General features: G+C 48.3%; 13 protein-coding genes. 11 read left to right on the top strand and 2 right to left on the bottom strand.

All coding sequences use genetic code 11. From position 1 onward, the window contains the following. Positions 1–12 precede the first annotated feature (12 nt). The 10 genes from ACFOWX_RS01855 to rfbH all read left to right on the top strand — a co-directional run bounded on the left by ACFOWX_RS01855 (position 13) and on the right by rfbH (position 12407). Positions 13–921 (top strand): SDR family oxidoreductase, encoded by a 909-nt coding sequence (locus ACFOWX_RS01855; protein WP_381420744.1) that lies wholly within the window; start codon positions 13–15, stop codon positions 919–921. Continuing rightward, positions 921–1958, top strand: a complete 1038-nt coding sequence (locus tag ACFOWX_RS01860; RefSeq protein WP_381420745.1) for an oxidoreductase — start codon at positions 921–923, stop codon at positions 1956–1958. The genes ACFOWX_RS01855 and ACFOWX_RS01860 overlap by 1 nt, the downstream gene beginning before the upstream one ends. Before the next feature lie 245 nt (positions 1959–2203). Next, positions 2204–4126 (top strand): SLBB domain-containing protein, encoded by a 1923-nt coding sequence (locus ACFOWX_RS01865; protein WP_381420746.1) that lies wholly within the window; start codon positions 2204–2206, stop codon positions 4124–4126. An 11-nt stretch (positions 4127–4137) separates the two neighbouring features. After that, complete coding sequence (locus ACFOWX_RS01870) at positions 4138–5256, top strand: capsule biosynthesis protein (RefSeq protein WP_381420747.1); 1119 nt, start codon at positions 4138–4140, stop codon at positions 5254–5256. Next, on the top strand, positions 5231–6250 hold the full coding sequence (locus ACFOWX_RS01875; protein ID WP_381420748.1) for a glycosyltransferase family 2 protein: 1020 nt from the start codon (positions 5231–5233) through the stop codon (positions 6248–6250). The genes ACFOWX_RS01870 and ACFOWX_RS01875 overlap by 26 nt, the downstream gene beginning before the upstream one ends. Next, the gene (locus ACFOWX_RS01880) at positions 6240–7613 is read left to right on the top strand and encodes a hypothetical protein (RefSeq protein ID WP_381420749.1); all 1374 of its coding nucleotides are present in this window, start codon (positions 6240–6242) and stop codon (positions 7611–7613) included. Before ACFOWX_RS01875 ends, ACFOWX_RS01880 begins: the two co-directional genes overlap by 11 nt. Before the next feature lie 86 nt (positions 7614–7699). After that, positions 7700–8650 (top strand): NAD-dependent epimerase/dehydratase family protein, encoded by a 951-nt coding sequence (locus ACFOWX_RS01885; RefSeq protein ID WP_381420750.1) that lies wholly within the window; start codon positions 7700–7702, stop codon positions 8648–8650. Next, entirely contained in the window at positions 8647–10470 is a 1824-nt protein-coding gene (locus tag ACFOWX_RS01890) for a thiamine pyrophosphate-binding protein (RefSeq protein ID WP_381420751.1), read from the top strand. Before ACFOWX_RS01885 ends, ACFOWX_RS01890 begins: the two co-directional genes overlap by 4 nt. Continuing rightward, positions 10467–10928, top strand: coding sequence for a GtrA family protein (locus ACFOWX_RS01895; protein WP_381420752.1), 462 nt, complete (start codon positions 10467–10469; stop codon positions 10926–10928). Before ACFOWX_RS01890 ends, ACFOWX_RS01895 begins: the two co-directional genes overlap by 4 nt. A 117-nt stretch (positions 10929–11045) precedes the next feature. Then, positions 11046–12407, top strand: coding sequence for a lipopolysaccharide biosynthesis protein RfbH (rfbH, locus tag ACFOWX_RS01900; RefSeq protein ID WP_381420753.1), 1362 nt, complete (start codon positions 11046–11048; stop codon positions 12405–12407). 46 nt (positions 12408–12453) lie between these two features. On the opposite strand, the gene ACFOWX_RS01905 is transcribed toward rfbH, so the two are convergent. Both ACFOWX_RS01905 and ACFOWX_RS01910 read right to left on the bottom strand, forming a co-directional pair. Further along, positions 12454–13236: a M23 family metallopeptidase gene (locus ACFOWX_RS01905; protein WP_381420754.1), complete on the bottom strand. Its 783-nt coding sequence runs from the start codon at positions 13234–13236 to the stop codon at positions 12454–12456. Between the two features lie 24 nt (positions 13237–13260). Beyond that, the gene (locus ACFOWX_RS01910) at positions 13261–14916 is read right to left on the bottom strand and encodes a hypothetical protein (RefSeq protein WP_381420755.1); all 1656 of its coding nucleotides are present in this window, start codon (positions 14914–14916) and stop codon (positions 13261–13263) included. 225 nt (positions 14917–15141) lie between these two features. Between ACFOWX_RS01910 and ACFOWX_RS01915 the strand changes: the two genes are divergently transcribed. Next, a complete protein-coding gene (locus ACFOWX_RS01915; protein ID WP_381420756.1) occupies positions 15142–15924 on the top strand; it encodes an aldolase/citrate lyase family protein in 783 nt (260 codons plus the stop codon). The last annotated feature ends 22 nt before the right edge of the window (positions 15925–15946 follow it).

Here is a 15946-nt window from a genome sequence, read left to right on the forward strand (position 1 = left end):
TGTATATAAAGCATGACTAAAAAAATTCTCATCACTGGCGGCAAAGGAATGCTGGGCAGATCGGCAGCGAAAATGGCTGGATTATTTCCGCGCTTTGACGTGCGTGCTTTGGGGCATGATGAATTGGATGTGACAGATGAAAAAGCTGTCATGTCTCATGCTGACTGGGTGGCGGGTGGATGGATTTTCCACTGTGCGGCAAAAGTAAATGTTGAAGGGTGCGCGCAAGATCCGGAAGGTGCCCGCAATACTATCGTCGGCGGCACCCGCAATGCGGCAAAGCTTGCCTTAGAATCAGGCGCTCGGTTGCTCTATCCACAATCTTTTCTGGTTTATGATGCCAAAACCTGTCCGATTGCCGAAGATGCGCAGCCAAGTCCGCTGTCATTATATGGCGAGTTGAAATATGAAGCCGAGAATATCGTTGCTGAAATGCTGCCCGATCCGCTAATGATCCGCATGGCCGGTTTTTTTGGCGGTGAGGCGGCGGATAAAAATTTTGTCGGGCGCATTATTCCTGTAATACATAAAGCGATGATGGATGGTGCGAAAAGTTTCGATGTCGGGGACCGGGTATGGCAGCCGACATGGACAGACGATCTGGCCTATAACGCACTGCACATGATGGATCGCGGCGCAAGCGGATATTATCAGATGGCCTGTCTGGGCAGTGCCAGTTTCGCGGAGCTTGCGCATGAAATCACTGTTGCGCTTGGCTGGAGCGCGCAAATTTCCATCAACACTGTCAGCGCTTCTGCTGTGTCCGGTGACGAACTTGGCAAACGCCCCGATGCGGCCATATTGAGTTGCAAAAGACTTGCTGATGACCGCATGAACCTACAACGTTCATGGCAAGCCAGCCTGCATGCCTATTTACGGCATCCCTATTTTGACACTTACCGTCTGGAGAACCAAATTTAATGTCATCCTTATTAAAAAAACTCGACAGCGAACATTTCATCCCATTGCGCAACAGAGTCGTCATGTCGGCGATGAGCCGCGGATTTGCAACGCCGGACCATCATGCAACCGATGATATGCGCGCCTATTATGCGCGCCGTGCCAAAGGAGGTGCGGGGCTGATATTGACCGAAGGAACGCTTATTCACAAAAGCGGTGATGGCTGGAACAACGCGCCTTATATTGCCAGTGATGCGCATGCCGAAAGCTGGAAACCGGTGGTTGATGCTGTGCACGAAGCGGGCGGAGCCATTGCGTGTCAGCTATGGCACTGTGGACGCATTTCGCATTCGGATTATACAGGCGACGCGCCAGTTAGTTCCACCAATCAGGCCGCAGCAGGGATAAACCGTCAAAATGGCAAACCTTACGGTGAGCCGCGTGCGCTCGATGCCAGTGAAATGCCAACGATCTATGGCTATTATGCGGATGCAGCAAAACGGGCAATAGGTGCAGGCTTTGACGCTATCGAACTTCATATTGGCCACGGATATCTTGCTGACCAGTTTTTGGACTCGCGAGTCAATGACAGAACCGACGAATATGGCGGCTCTGTTGAAAATCGCTGCCGCTTTGCCCTTGAACTTGTTGCCGAGATTCTGAAACATGTTCCGGCGAACCGTATACTTGCGCGGATATCGCCATCGCGTTTTATGGGCGGCATTTATGAATGGCCTGATCTTGATGAAATGCTGGACTATTTCATTCCGCAATTATGGAAGCTAGGCTTGCGCGCTATTGATGTAAGCTGTGCAAATTCCGACTATTTTGAGACATCGGGTAAGATAATCCGCAAAATCCGTCCAAATTGGCCCGGTGTAATCATGGGCGGTGCATCATTAACGCAGGAACAGGCCGAGGCGGAAATAGATGCGGGATATCTTGATCTGGTAACATGGGGCCGCCTTTTCATGGCCAATCCTGACCTTGCTAATAAGATTGCAAAAGGCGAGCCATGGACCCCGTATGAAGATGCGATGAGGGAAGTTCTGGCATAGCCGCTTGGTAAATCTGATGCGCGCCGCCAAAAGACACATCGATATGTGTCGCGGTTAAATGCCGAGTGATGAATGTGGCGGGCTCTATCTCTTTGCTTGACGGCAAGAGCCCACCAATTTAGGCCGTTAAGCGACGGGCAATGCAATTGCTTCTAGAGAAAACTCCGATTATTCCATACTTGGATAATGCAGTTATTTTGGGCACTATTTGCAGGTTCAGTAAATAAACCGAGTAAATTAAAACAATGATATACTGGCAAAATTTAAAGCAAAACACATTGGTGCTCGCAAAGCTGACCTCGTTGGTTATTTTTCTGACTGCTTTGTGCCTTACTAATATAGCATATGCCCAATCTTCGGATGAACAGGACGAACAGTCACAATCGCAGCAAAGCGACGAGAGATCAGATAGCCAGCCTCCAGCATCATCAGGGTTTGAACCACAAACGATAGAAGGTCGTAATTCGCCTACCTCTGTCAGACAATCCGTACCCGAAGATGTTCGCAATGAAATCAGTAGCCGTGCAATTGCGAACAGTCGCCCGGCTGTTGTCAGCGAATATGAACGCTATGTTTCCTCTCTTGCCGGAGAGGAACTGCGCCGGTTTGGCTCAAATCTCATTGTGCCCGATGGCCGGGATTTCACAACGCCGCCTAATACGACCGTTCCGCTTGATTACCGCATCAACAGCGGCGATACCATAATTCTCGGCCTCACCGGATCAATAAAAGCGAATGATGTTAAGCTTTTAGTTGATTCAGAAGGCATGGTATTTGTGCCGAACATCGGCAGTATTCGTGTTGGCGGGGTGCGATATGGTGATTTGCGATCTGTAATTGCACGCCAAGTGGCGCGTTTCTATCGCGGGTTTGATATCAGTGTGTCGATGGGCGAATTGCGCGGTTTGACGATATATGTGACCGGCTTTGCCCGTTCGCCTGGTGCTTATACGATTAGCAGCCTTTCGACTTTGGTAAATGCTGTGTTGGCGGCGGGCGGGCCATCTGCTGGCGGCAGCTTTCGTTCAATCCAACTCCGCCGCAATGGGGCGACTATTTCCGACTTTGACCTGTATGATCTTTTGCTAAAAGGTGACAAAAGCGGGGATATGCTGTTGCAAAATGGCGATGTGATTTACGTGTCCCCTGTTGGCGATCAAATTGCCATCACCGGCAGCGTGAACAACAGCGCGATTTTTGAATATGCGCCAGGTGAAACGATACAGGATATTTTGTTTTATGCGGGCGGTGTGAGCACAGTTGCCGACGATACCAGGCTCTTCATTTACAACCCGCTGCAAAACAATACTGGCGGATGGCAGGAAGTGCCGCCGCAAGAGGTCGCATCAAGGCCAGCTGGACGCAGCGAAATTTTAAGAGTTCTTTCCGGTGTCGGCTATGTTCGTCCCGTGCGCACCCAGCCTGTGCTTGTTACAATTAATGGTGAGGTGGCACGACCGGGCCAATATTATCTGCAGCCCGGTGCCAGTATTGGAGATCTCGTGCGTGAAGCTGGCGGGCTGACCGACGAAGCATATCTCTATGCATCCGTTTTTTCGCGGCAAAGTGTAAAGGTGCAACAACAGGAGAGCTATGATCGCGCTTTGCAAGACATGCGGATCTTGCTGACATCCTATCCTCTCGTCAATGACCGCCAGAGAAATATTTCACGCGGCGATCAACTCGCTTTGATTGAATCGCTGGTTGCGCAGTTGGAAGCGCGCACACCGGATGGGCGGGTCGTATTCAATATTGAACCCGGCTCTGGCACTCTTCCCTATGAACTGGCGCTGCAAGATAATGATAGCCTGCTTATACCTGTAAAACCCGCTATAATCGGCATATTCGGCGCTGTTACAAGTCCTGCTACCGTGGAATATAAGAGCGGTCGGACTGTTGGCGATTATCTCAAGCTGGCGGGGGGCGTTCAGGAGCTTGGCGACAAATCAGGAATATTTGTGGTCCGCGCCAATGGTTCCATTGAATCTGGCACCGGCGGGCTGTTTGGCAAAAGTGTGCTTAAAGAACCAGCTTATCCAGGTGACTTGATCTTTGTTCCGGTGGACGCAAATCGAGGTGAGTTTTGGGCTAAAATCCGCGATATCAGCCAGATATTATTTAGTGCAACTCTGTCAGCTGCCGTCATTGACGGCCTGTCCTCAAATTGACGGAGCGCGATGTGAAACGCAAACTGCCTGAATTCGTGACGCGGCCCAGAAACCGTTGGATTGTGTATACTATCGCCGCGATAACACTGGCCATATTATGCGTATTTCCACAACCTTATTTAGCTCGCGCAAAAATTCTTCCGCAAGATAATAGCAGTACAGGTATTAATGCTGTTCTCAATTCTCTTGCAGGGCAAGACGGTGTTTTCGCAACTTTTTTGAGCAACAGGCAGGCCATTGATCTCTATCTTGCAATTGCGCGCAGCAGTGAAATTCAAGACAGTGTCATCAAACAACTTAAACTGGTTGGGCCTGGTCAGCCCTATTCCAACGCATATGATGCAAAGCAGGACCTACAAGACAAAGTCACAATCAATTCGCTGACCGGCGGTCTAATTCAGATTGAAGTTCTGTCGCACGATCGTAATGAAACAGAAAAACTGGCCCAAATATATGCTAGCGCAATTAGCGACCGTATTCGCAGTCTTGGGCGCGAGCAGCTTTCTATAAAGCAAAATATTGTCAGGGAACGCTTTGGTGAGGCCACAAAACGTATCAGTGATGCTGAAACAGCTTTGGAAAATTTTCGGCAACGAAACAAGCTATCATCAAACCCTGATGCCGAACTAGGTGCAGCTCTCTCTGCACGCGCCGGCGTAGAAGCGCAGATTAAAGCAACGCAGGTCAAGATACAAACGCTGCAACAGTTCGCTGGACCAGAAAATATTGATCTTATTTCTGCACAGGAAGAATTGAAGGCATTGCAACAACAGCTGGCCGGCCTAGGCAAGCCATCAGTGTCGGCCGGCATACCAAATGCAGTTGCTCTTACACGCACATCGAACGAATATCTTGCGCTGTTCCGGGACTATAAATATGCGCAAGCTCTGTACGACATTTATTCGCGGTTTGCAGAGCAGATAGAAGTGGAAGAATTATCCTCAACCACTGTCGCCAACGTGCAGGTCGTTGAAAAAGCACATCTACAGCCGGGGAGGCAATATAATTTGCCGGCTATAGTCCTACTACTCACACTTTTTCTATTTGTCTTTTTTGTAGAAATATACGGCCCGGCGACAGGGTTGTGGCGCAATACAAAAAAGCATGAACCACACGATACTCATGCCTGATATAGTCCAGGATACCATTCAATCACCGGAGCTTGAAGTGCGTCCTGTTCTGTCGTTCGTAATACCCTGTTACAATGAGGAAGATAATGTTGCTGCCATCTGCGCAGCTGTAACTGCAGAGGCCGAGCGTCACGTTGCTTCTCATGAAATTATTTTGATTGATAACGGGTCAACTGATGCCACACGACAAATAATACGTCAGTTGTGTGAAGAAGATAGGCGTATAAAGGCTATCTTTAATAGCCGAAACTTCGGGCAAATGCGCTCTCCTACTCATGCCATTTTCCAAACTACCGGGCAGGCTGTCATTGGCCTATGTGCGGATTTTCAGGATCCGCCCAACATGATCGGCCAATTTGTGCAGCATTGGAAAGAGGGAAAGCGGATTGTTCTGGCACAGCGCAGAAGTGAAAAAACCTCTTTCATCATGCGCATTGTCCGGGACAGTTGCTACAATCTTTTGGCAAAATATGCGGACTATCCCGCTATTCCTAATGTCACCGGTTTTGGTCTGTATGACCGTAAAGTAGTAGATGCCGTTGCCGCTTGGAATGAGCCGGAGCCGTTTTTTCGCGGCATGATTATTGAGACTGGCTACAGCGTTCAACTCATACCATATGATCGGCCTGACCGGATAGCTGGCAAGACCAAAAACAACTTCAGAACATTACTGGATTTCGCGCTTGCCAGTATGGCGAGCTCCACTAGAAATCTGCTACGACTGCCGTTGTTATGGGCGCCATTTTTTGGCCTAATTGGGGCAATATTGATGGTGTGTTCTGGTTTGTCGTTATTTTGGAATGGCCCGGCAATATTAATTGCTATTGTCGCTTTGCAATTTGGCTTTTTCTCAGTTTTGCTCGGTTTTTTAGGGCTGCTGGGCATTCAGATACGAACTATATCCGATCGTAGCCGGCAGACACCACTCGTAATTGAAGAAGAACGCCTGAATTTTACAGAAAAAAACATGCTGCGGACTGAGCATGGAGCATGAGACGTTTAAAAATCAGAAATTTTTGAACCTGATCAGAGCGGTTCCGGAATTTCTATTATGTATTGCCGTTTTAACAAGCCTTGGTTGGATAGCTTATCGTTTTTACAATGATGGCTATCTCCCGCAGCCGTTTCTGTTCATCCCGAATGATACTCTGATGGATTGGTTCAACCCCGGCTTCTGGAGCAAAAGGTCGGGAATCTATGACGTTTGGAAAAGCGTATACCCACCTTTATCATTTGCACTACTTGATATTTTTACCTTGGATAAATGTTACGCAAGCGGCTCGCCGCCAGCGCGCGATTGCGATTGGTACGCCCATATTATAATTATGCTATCCTATGTTTCGTGCGTTGTTTTGGCGTGGATGGCGTTTCACAAAAATGATCCCAAAACTTCACTTTTTAGAGGTTTGGCATTTGGTTTGGGATTTCCGCTGTTATTTACATTGGAGCGCGGTAATCTACTTTTACTGGCTTTGCCGATTTTTATTCTGGCGCATGGGCCACTTACGATCCCCGCATTTATGCGACATATTTGCATAGGCGCAACGGTAAATATAAAGCCATACCTGATTGTTCCTGTGTTGGCGGCGGGCCTGAAAAGACAATGGCGGTTTGCAGAGATAGCGGCAATTTCAACTGTCATTATTTACCTTTTATCACTTGCCTATGTGGGTGAGGGCACTCCCGCGCAAATTGCTAAAAACACTAGTGATTTTTTACAATTTGCTGCATCAGAGGCATTCGGGCAAATGTATTATGCAACAAGTTACTCGCCGTTTCTTGGAATAGATGCTTCCGGATTCCCAATAAGACAATTTATAGGCTCACGAACTTTGGACGCTATCGCATATTGGATTCCCATAGCGATCACATCGAGCATTATTGTATCATCTCTGGCACTCGCATCATGCTGGTTGCAACCAAATGCAGTGCCTAAGTTTAGGATAGCAACTATTCTAATTCTTGTTTATTTGATCTATCAATCTCCTGGTGGATATGCCTTCATATTCCCAACATTCCTTGTTTTCCTTGAAAAATGGGATCGTCCTGGGCCGATTATAGCTATTATATCATGCTACATATTGATGCTCTCTTTCGATTACATTCTAGCTCCTGTTGGCAGTTTCTACGAAATATCTTGGCTGTCAGGATATGGTGTTAGAAACAGTTTTGGCGTAAGCGTTGGGCAATTTCTTCGCCCTGGTCTTGCCATTATAATCTTATGGGCATTGTGCTTCGACACAATTACGCAGGTCATACGGGCGCATAAGCGCTATATGCCCAATCTGGGTTTGGCAGCACAGACGACCCCTGCTCTCGGCTATATCCCTCAAACAGAGAAAAACAGCAATATATGACAAAATGGTCTCTGCAGCATGATGTGGAAAAAGCGTCCCTGTCCCTTGATGACAATTGGTCAAGGCTAAGGGGCAAGCGCATATTTATGACTGGCGGAACCGGCTATATTGGCCGGTGGATGCTGGAAGTTTTGCGCGACGCTGATGCGCGATTAAACCTTGGCACGCAATTGGTGGTGCTCACCAGAGACCCTGAAAGCTTTGCTGATAAAGCTCCACATCTCGCGCATTATAAAGGGTTTTCCTTTGTCAAAGGCAATGTGCGCGGTGAAGGCTGGCCAGACGGGCAATTTGATTATGTTATCCATGCCGCCACAGATGCCAGTGCCGATCTAAACGAAAATAATCCTTTGCTGATGATGGATACAATTATCGAAGGAACCCGCAAAGCACTTGATTTCACAAAAGCGCAGGAAAAGGCGCGGTTTGTGTTTTTAAGCTCTGGCGCGGTTTACGGGGCGCAGCCATGGGATGTTACGCACGTTGATGAACAGTATAATGGAGGACCGGACTGCCAAAATCCTCGGTCGGCTTATGGCGAGGGAAAGCGCGCGGCAGAAATGCTGTGCGCGATATACGCCAAACAGTTCGGGCTGGATGTTGTAACTGCGCGGATATTTGCGGCGCTGGGGCCAATGCTGTCGCTCGATATCCATTTTGCGGCCGGCAATTTTATCCGTGATGTTCTTAACGGAGAGAGGATAATTGTGCAGGGGGCGGGTGATGCCGTGCGGTCATTGCTGTATATTGCTGATCTGACTTGCTGGTTGTGGAAAATGTTGATAGCGGCACAGCCTGGCTCGGTTTACAATATGGGCAGCGAGGATGCTATTACAATTGCCGATTTGGCGCGCAGGATATCGTCTGTGCTAAATGGTCAGGAAATTGAAATATTGGGTAAACCGGATCCCGGTTGGAATCCGGGACGCTATGTACCATCGACACAGCTGGCCCGCAAAGAGCTTGGCCTGCATGAAACCGTTGGCTTGGACGATATGATCCGACGCACTGCAATATGGAATGGCTGGAAAGCATGACGAAAATAAAAGTATCGGACTGGATCGCACAAAAGTTAAGCGACAATGGCGTCGAGGACGTATTCATGATTACGGGCGGCGGAGCCATGCATTTGAACCATTCGCTTGGCACACATCCGAAAATGAAATGCCTGTTTGCCCATCATGAACAAGCTTTGGCGATGGCAGCAGAAGCTTACTACCGGCTCAGCAACCGATTGCCGGTTGTCAACGTAACATCCGGGCCGGGCGGAACGAACACGATCACGGGCGTCTATGGCGCATACACCGATTCGATCGGTATGTTGATAATTTCCGGACAGGTGAAAACAGAAACCACGGTGCGTGCCAGCGGATTGCCACTCCGTCAGCTTGGCGATCAGGAGCTGGATATTGAAGAACTGGTTCGGCCTATCACCAAATATGTCACCATGGTGACTGATCCATTGTCGATCAAATATCATTTGGAAAAAGCTTTATATCTCGCCAAAACGGGTCGTCCCGGACCATGTTGGTTGGATATTCCGCTCGACGTGCAGGCCGCACAGATCGAAACAGATGAATTGCAGCCGGGCTTTGATCCAGCGGAGCTTGATGAACCGTGGAAAAAAACAGACCTTGATAAAACCGCCAAAGACATATTGGAGCGTATAGCAAAAGCGGAAAGACCGGTGCTTTTTGCAGGCGGCGGCGTTCGGTTGAGCGGTGCCCATGCCGAGTTTATAGAGCTTGCGGAAAAACTCGGCATACCGGTTGTTACTGGATGGAACGCGCATGATGTAATGTGGTCGGATCACTCGTTATATTGCGGCAGGCCGGGAAGTGTGGGCGACCGAGGCGGCAATATGGTCACGCAGTCGGCCGATTTGTTGCTGGTATTGGGGAGCCGACTGAATATCCGGCAGGTCAGCTATAGCTGGCAGAGCTTTGCCCGGGAAGCATATAAGATTTGGGTAGATATTGATCCATTAGAGCTAAAAAAACCAACTGTAACCCCGGATATGCCGGTTGTCGCGGACTTATCCGACCTCATTCCAGCGCTTTTGCAAAGCGAATATGCGGGGCCGAGCGAAAAACATCGGGAGTGGACGGAATGGGCGCGTGAGCGTGGCAAACGTTTTCCGGTACTGCTGCCCGAATATAGCGAACAGAAATCGGACACAATGCATCCATATGTTGCGATGGATGCGCTGTTCAAGAACCTGAACGGTGATGATGTCGTCGTTACGGGCAATGGTTCGGCTTGTGTTGTCAGCTTTCAGGCCGCTTACATAGCCAAGGGCCTACGTTTGTGGACCAACAGCGGATGCGCAACCATGGGTTATGACCTGCCCGCTGCTGTCGGCGCCAGTGCCGCAATGGGTCATAACAAGCGCGTTATCTGTATTGCCGGCGATGGAAGTATTATGATGAATATACAGGAGCTACAAACAATTGCCGGCATGAAAATGCCAATCAAGATTTTCCTGATTAACAATAGCGGCTATTTGTCCATTTTTCAGGTTCAACGAAATTACTTCAACGGCGTTGAAGTGGGTGGCGGACCTAAGAGCAATGTTAGCTTTCCCGATTTCCGCAAAGTTGCGACCGCATTCGATCTCGAATATATGTCTGTCACCGACCATGATAAGCTGGATGAGACAATTGCTGCTGCTCTTGCGACAGATGGCCCCGTTATTTGCGAAATGGCCATTGATGATACAATCGGATTCGCGCCGAAGCTCAGTTCTAAACAATTGCCAGATGGCCGGATGACATCGCCGCCATTGGAGGATTTGTCGCCATTTCTGCCGCGTGAGATATTGCGGGAAAATATGCGCATCGACCTTATCGAAGAATGACAAGGCTGCTTACATTATTATTTGCATGGGCCAGCCGCTACAGCGGGATAGAGGAGAAAAAGCTCCGCTTTTTGGCCGCTGGTGGGTTTAATGTCGTATTTGGTATCTCGATATATCCATTTCTAATCTGGACATTGCCTTATACAACGCAGCGTTACCTTATTGCCTTGTTAATTAGCCAATTTGTGTGCGTGATTATTGCATTTTTCATGCATAAAATCATTGTATTCCAAACCCGTAATACAAATATTTTAGCCGAATTTTGGCGATTTTCCAGTTTCTATCTGGGCGTTTATGTTATCAACTGGGCTGTTTTGCCGATACTTGTTGAACTCGCACATATCCCGCCGATAATCGCTCAGACGGCATTCACAATTGTAACAATTATACTGAGTTATGTATGGCACAATAATATCAGTTTTCGCGATCAATCTGCGGGCAATATCACTGATGCATAATTGCAAATAACGCAATAAAATCGCACGTAAAAATCACACGTATTTTTTCTACATTCAGTTGCAACTTGAAAGATGACCTGCCATAGCGTGGCAAATTTTAATCCGGAGTAAAAATTCATGGAACTTAGTGCGGTAGCCGATGCGAGAGGCGCAGATAAATCGCGTTCGGGCGAAGCAGAAATGCGCTCTCAAATACTTGATCTTGTTGCTGAATATGCTCGCACCTACCATGCGCCGAAAACATTCATCCCCGGCGAAAGCCCTGTTCCGGTTTCCGGCAAGGTTTATGATGAAAACGATATGCGGATGCTTGTCGATTCATCGCTTGATTTCTGGCTGACAACAGGGCGCTTTAACGCCGCTTTTGAAGAGCGCCTCAGCAAGCGTGTCGGCGTAAATCATTTGCTCACGACCAATTCAGGTTCTTCGGCAAATCTGCTCGCGCTTTCGTCGCTGACCTCGCACTATCTGCGCGGTGATGCGTTAAAGCCGGGCGATGAGGTTTTGACTGTTGCGACAGGTTTCCCAACAACAGTGAACCCCAGCGTGCAATATGGCCTGAAACCAGTATTTATCGACGTTGATATACCGACCTATAATTTCCGTTCAGACATGCTTGAAGAAGCGGTGTCCGATAAAACCCGCGCAATTATGATTGCACATACGTTAGGCAACCCCTTTGATCTTGGTGAAGTCATGCGGGTAGCCGAAAAATATAATCTTTTTGTTGTCGAAGATTGCTGCGATGCGTTGGGCGCGACTTATGATGGCAAAGGTGTTGGAACATTTGGTGATATCGGCACGCTCAGCTTTTATCCAGCACATCATATTACCATGGGCGAAGGCGGAGCAGTCTTTACAGATAAGCCGCGCCTGAAACGCGTTATCGAATCAATGCGTGACTGGGGGCGCGACTGCTGGTGCGCGCCGGGGATGGACAATACCTGCGGCAAGCGTTTCTGCCGTCGGCTTGGCACATTGCCGATGGGTTACGACCATAAATATACCTATAGCCATGCTGGATATAACCTGAAAATTACGGATATGCAGGCTGCTGTGGGTCTTGCGCAAATGGACCATCTTGAGGATTTTATAGCCGCACGCCGCCGCAATTTCGATTTGATAACTCAATTGCTTAAACCCTTGGAAGACGTGTTTATTCTTCCCGAAGCCACGCCAAATAGCGAACCTTCATGGTTCGGTTACCCCATCACAATACGCGGCGGCATGTCATTTGCGCGAGAGGATCTGACACAATATCTGGATGCCAACCGTATTGGTACGCGCCTGTTATTCGGCGGCAACCTGATCCGTCAGCCTTATTTCCAGGGCCGTGACTACCGCGTTGTGGGCGATCTCACCAATGCTGATATTGTTACGGAGCGGACTTTCTGGGTCGGTGTTTACCCAGGTCTTACCGAAGATCACATTGGCTATATGGTCGAAACCATTAAGAAGTTTTTGGACGGAAAACGTTAAATACATATCGTACCCGCAAGAACTCCGCAGAATATCGTCAGTGGGTTTAGCGCAGCGATGCGTCCTGATTGTCCGGAATTTTCCCGCTAACTTTGCGGGAAAATTCCGATTGATGTGGCTTTACCTCAGCAGCATCCGAACGAAGGCCAGAGAACGCGGGCTGGCGTCCCCCGCTTGCTAGAAACTGCGTCGGTTCCAGCGGCACCCCGTTTTGGCGTACTTCAAAATGAAGGTGATTGCCTGTCGAGCGTCCGGTTGATCCCATATAGCCGATAATCTGGCCAGACTCTACATACGTCCCTCTGCTCACCGCAATTCTGGAAAGGTGGGCATATCTGGTTTCAATATTGCTATCATGGCGAAGGCGAACGAGAAGCCCGTAAGTGCCCGCACTAGCTGCATATTCGACATAACCCGCTTCTATGGCATAAATGGGAGAGGCGTATCTTCCGGGAATATCAATCCCTGCATGCAACCGTGCGTGGCCAAGGGCCGGATCATAGCGCATCCCAAATGCCGAGGATATTCTTATGATATCGACCGGCCTCACGTATCTTCCCAATTCATAGCGCGGCGTATGTGTAATCTTGTTACCGCTTGGCAAAGCAACTTTCGGTTCTACCAACGGTGCATTTGTTTTTGGTACAAAATCTTGGTTGGATATATTGATCTCAGCCGCTTCTTTTGCATTTCTGGCGCTTGGCAAGCTGATACAGGTAAGGTTGGCGCAGTCAGAACCTTTGTCGGATGCGCGCGCCACAAATGGCATTTGCAGCAACGAAAACAAAGCCGCGGCAAATATAATTTTCAATCCACTTGCCTGTACCATGCGTTTCCTCAACATTGTGTGACTTTACGGTATCATCAGCATATTATGTGCATCGGGTTGCAATACAGAACCATTAAAACGCGCAATATTTTCATCTGACAATGCTTTGCCGTCGATGCCTGTAGCATCTATTTTAATGCGCTCCGATTGACCAGAGATTAAGACGGCATTTTGAAAAGAAGCAGGCTTCCCGCGTATGGTGGGACGCATATTTATGGCCTGACTGTCGGCAATGGCAATGGCACTGGCACTGGCAGAAAATTCAATCGTTCTATCCATTTGTATAATGGATAGTTCTGTATCAACGAAACTGCTGTTGCTTACTGTAAAGGGATGAGGGAATTGCATGATTTTTAAACCCCGTATACGGACGCCGGAACTACGCACAATGCTGGCGCCATATTGAGTATCGCTTTGGCGAAGCGGAGTGGTAGCGGCAATTTGACCGCCAGAAATATCCAGACTCCCTCTGCAATCGGCAATCTGTATCGCGGTGCCGTCCCCATGCGCTGCGGCGACATAGGGATTTGTAATATCAAGCGATGCTTTGGCGGACAGTTTTGATAAGTGCAGCCCATATTCGAAACACTGGTCGAGCACAGGTGTGTCAATATGGACATTTATCTGATGCGCAACATCAGATCTGTCCAGAGACTTTCCGTCAATTAAAATACCCGTACGCATCGCTCTGGTTTCGAAGCGCACAAGAAAACTATCGGCTATGTTACCTGATAGTCTGGCGCCAATTAAAGGTTCAAAATGCCCGTCGCCGCCCATACTAACATTGCAGTCTTTAAGGTAGAGCGATGCGTTGTCATGTATTTCAAATCCGATAAACATGTCCTGTTTGGCGGTCCCGCTGGTGATGGACCGAAAAGCGACGCAGTCCTCGGCAATTGTGCGGACCGCATTTGTAATCTCATACCCTATACTATGCTCGTTGGAGCGCAGGTTTTCAAAACGGCAGTCCAGCACATATGAAATTTTCAACCCAATCGCAGTTGAACGGCCCAATCGCGGCGCGCTTCCCGCTTTGGTTCTGGAAAACTCAATGCGGCTGATCTCAACACCTTTGACATAGTCATTAATTGATCCCGGATTTGTTTTGGTGCCGATGATAGCAACCGGTCCGTCGGGCCCCGCTTTCACCAGCCGAGTACTCCCGAAATCCTTGGTCCGTCCGGTGCCAAATATCCGCCGATTGTGCTGGTCTATTATTATTCCATCGGGGACAAAATAGTCGCCTGGTCCAAACTCCATCGCGATATGAGCATTCAGGCACGCTGCAATGGCTGGGCCGCAGTCTACGGAAAAATTATTGGCAACAGCGCCCCACCATTCTGGTTTGGCAGACCGCAAGGGGGATTGCAGCAAATCTGCCTTTCCCTCCCCTGTAAAAACACGTGATAAAGGTGCCATAAAATCGCCCTTTATTGTAAGCGTTACCCCTTGTTCAATATGGAATTGGGCACCGGGAAACAAGAACAGGTCATCCGTTATTACAGTGTCGGCCACGATATGATATAGGTTCTTTAAAACGCCCCCAACTATCCCCTCTGCTTCTGCTTTTGCATAGGCGCTATGCGATGGTCTAGCAAAAGCACCAGGTAAATAGGCCAGCGAAATAGTGCCCAGAAGCGAACGACGAGATAATGCGCGGGAACGGGTCAATTTTTTCATCGTGTTCTTAGATAATTATCTTGTAAATGCTATTGTAGAAAACTATGCATTCGCGCCACGATTCATGCAAAATGATTTTTTCGAGTTGCGTTTTTTCGTGTTAAAGCAGGGTTAATGCGAAATTTTTAGAAACATATGCTTTCATGGCATGAAAATAAGGTTCGGGGAAATACACTGGAGAAGCCTGTTCCCTTTTTTGAATAATAATAAGTAGGAAACCATATTATGTATCGCGGTGACAATAAAATGCTCGACATCCTGAAAAAAGGTCGGGATGAATTTGGTGTTGTAGCCTTGAAAGCTGAATTTGAAGCTGAAGGAACACGTAAAGATGAATTTTCCCGTTTGTTGGAGCTCGCCAATAAAGCCGGTTTGAAGGTAGCTTTGAAAATTGGCGGATGTGAAGCTGTATCCGACCTTTTGACATCACGCGTTTGCGGCGTAGACTATATCATCGCCCCGATGGTGGAAACACCATATGCATTGTCCAAATTTATCGAAGCCAAAACAAAAGTATATGGCGAAAATCCGGCGCAAACTGAATTTCTGTTCAATTTGGAAACGCAGACTACCCTTGATAACCTTGACGAAATGGTTGCCATTGCAAAGGGTAATGTTGACGGCATAGTGTTTGGCCGCGTCGATTTCACATTATCAAAAGGTCTTGGCCGTGGCGTGATTAATGACGAAGAAATAACCAGGTCAGTGCTTCAGGTCGCCAAAGCGTGCCGTGACGCTGATTTGGAACTGGTCACTGGCGGCGGTGTAGCTATCGAATCCATTCCTGCCTTGCGGGAGTTCCGCAGCGTTCGGCTTGACCGGTTTGAAACACGTAAGGTCATTTTTGACGGTGCCGCCGTGGAAAAAGATAATATAGAAGCGGGTATTGAAAATGCAGTTGCATTTGAACTGGCGTGGTTGAAAGCAAAGCGTGAATATTATCTCTCTGCCGCTAATGAAGATTTGACGCGCATCGAGATGATTGAATCCAGAACAAAAAAATCCTAAACCTGAAAGCAACGGTCCTATT

Source organism: Sphingorhabdus arenilitoris (assembly GCF_042651485.1).
GTDB lineage: Bacteria > Pseudomonadota > Alphaproteobacteria > Sphingomonadales > Sphingomonadaceae > Sphingorhabdus_B > Sphingorhabdus_B arenilitoris.

Bases quoted from the DNA above. Each gene is read 5' to 3' on its own strand.
- ACFOWX_RS01875 (WP_381420748.1), top strand. From the start codon at position 5,231: ATGAACCACACGATACTCATGCCTGATATAGTCCAGGATACCATTCAA.
- ACFOWX_RS01885 (WP_381420750.1), top strand. From the start codon at position 7,700: ATGACTGGCGGAACCGGCTATATTGGCCGGTGGATGCTGGAAGTTTTG.
- ACFOWX_RS01895 (WP_381420752.1), top strand. From the start codon at position 10,467: ATGACAAGGCTGCTTACATTATTATTTGCATGGGCCAGCCGCTACAGC.
- ACFOWX_RS01905 (WP_381420754.1), bottom strand. From the start codon at position 13,236: ATGGTACAGGCAAGTGGATTGAAAATTATATTTGCCGCGGCTTTGTTT.
- ACFOWX_RS01910 (WP_381420755.1), bottom strand. From the start codon at position 14,916: ATGAAAAAATTGACCCGTTCCCGCGCATTATCTCGTCGTTCGCTTCTG.
- ACFOWX_RS01855 (WP_381420744.1), top strand. From the start codon at position 13: ATGACTAAAAAAATTCTCATCACTGGCGGCAAAGGAATGCTGGGCAGA.
- ACFOWX_RS01865 (WP_381420746.1), top strand. From the start codon at position 2,204: ATGATATACTGGCAAAATTTAAAGCAAAACACATTGGTGCTCGCAAAG.
- rfbH (WP_381420753.1), top strand. From the start codon at position 11,046: ATGGAACTTAGTGCGGTAGCCGATGCGAGAGGCGCAGATAAATCGCGT.
- ACFOWX_RS01880 (WP_381420749.1), top strand. From the start codon at position 6,240: ATGGAGCATGAGACGTTTAAAAATCAGAAATTTTTGAACCTGATCAGA.
- ACFOWX_RS01890 (WP_381420751.1), top strand. From the start codon at position 8,647: ATGACGAAAATAAAAGTATCGGACTGGATCGCACAAAAGTTAAGCGAC.
- ACFOWX_RS01915 (WP_381420756.1), top strand. From the start codon at position 15,142: ATGTATCGCGGTGACAATAAAATGCTCGACATCCTGAAAAAAGGTCGG.
- ACFOWX_RS01860 (WP_381420745.1), top strand. From the start codon at position 921: ATGTCATCCTTATTAAAAAAACTCGACAGCGAACATTTCATCCCATTG.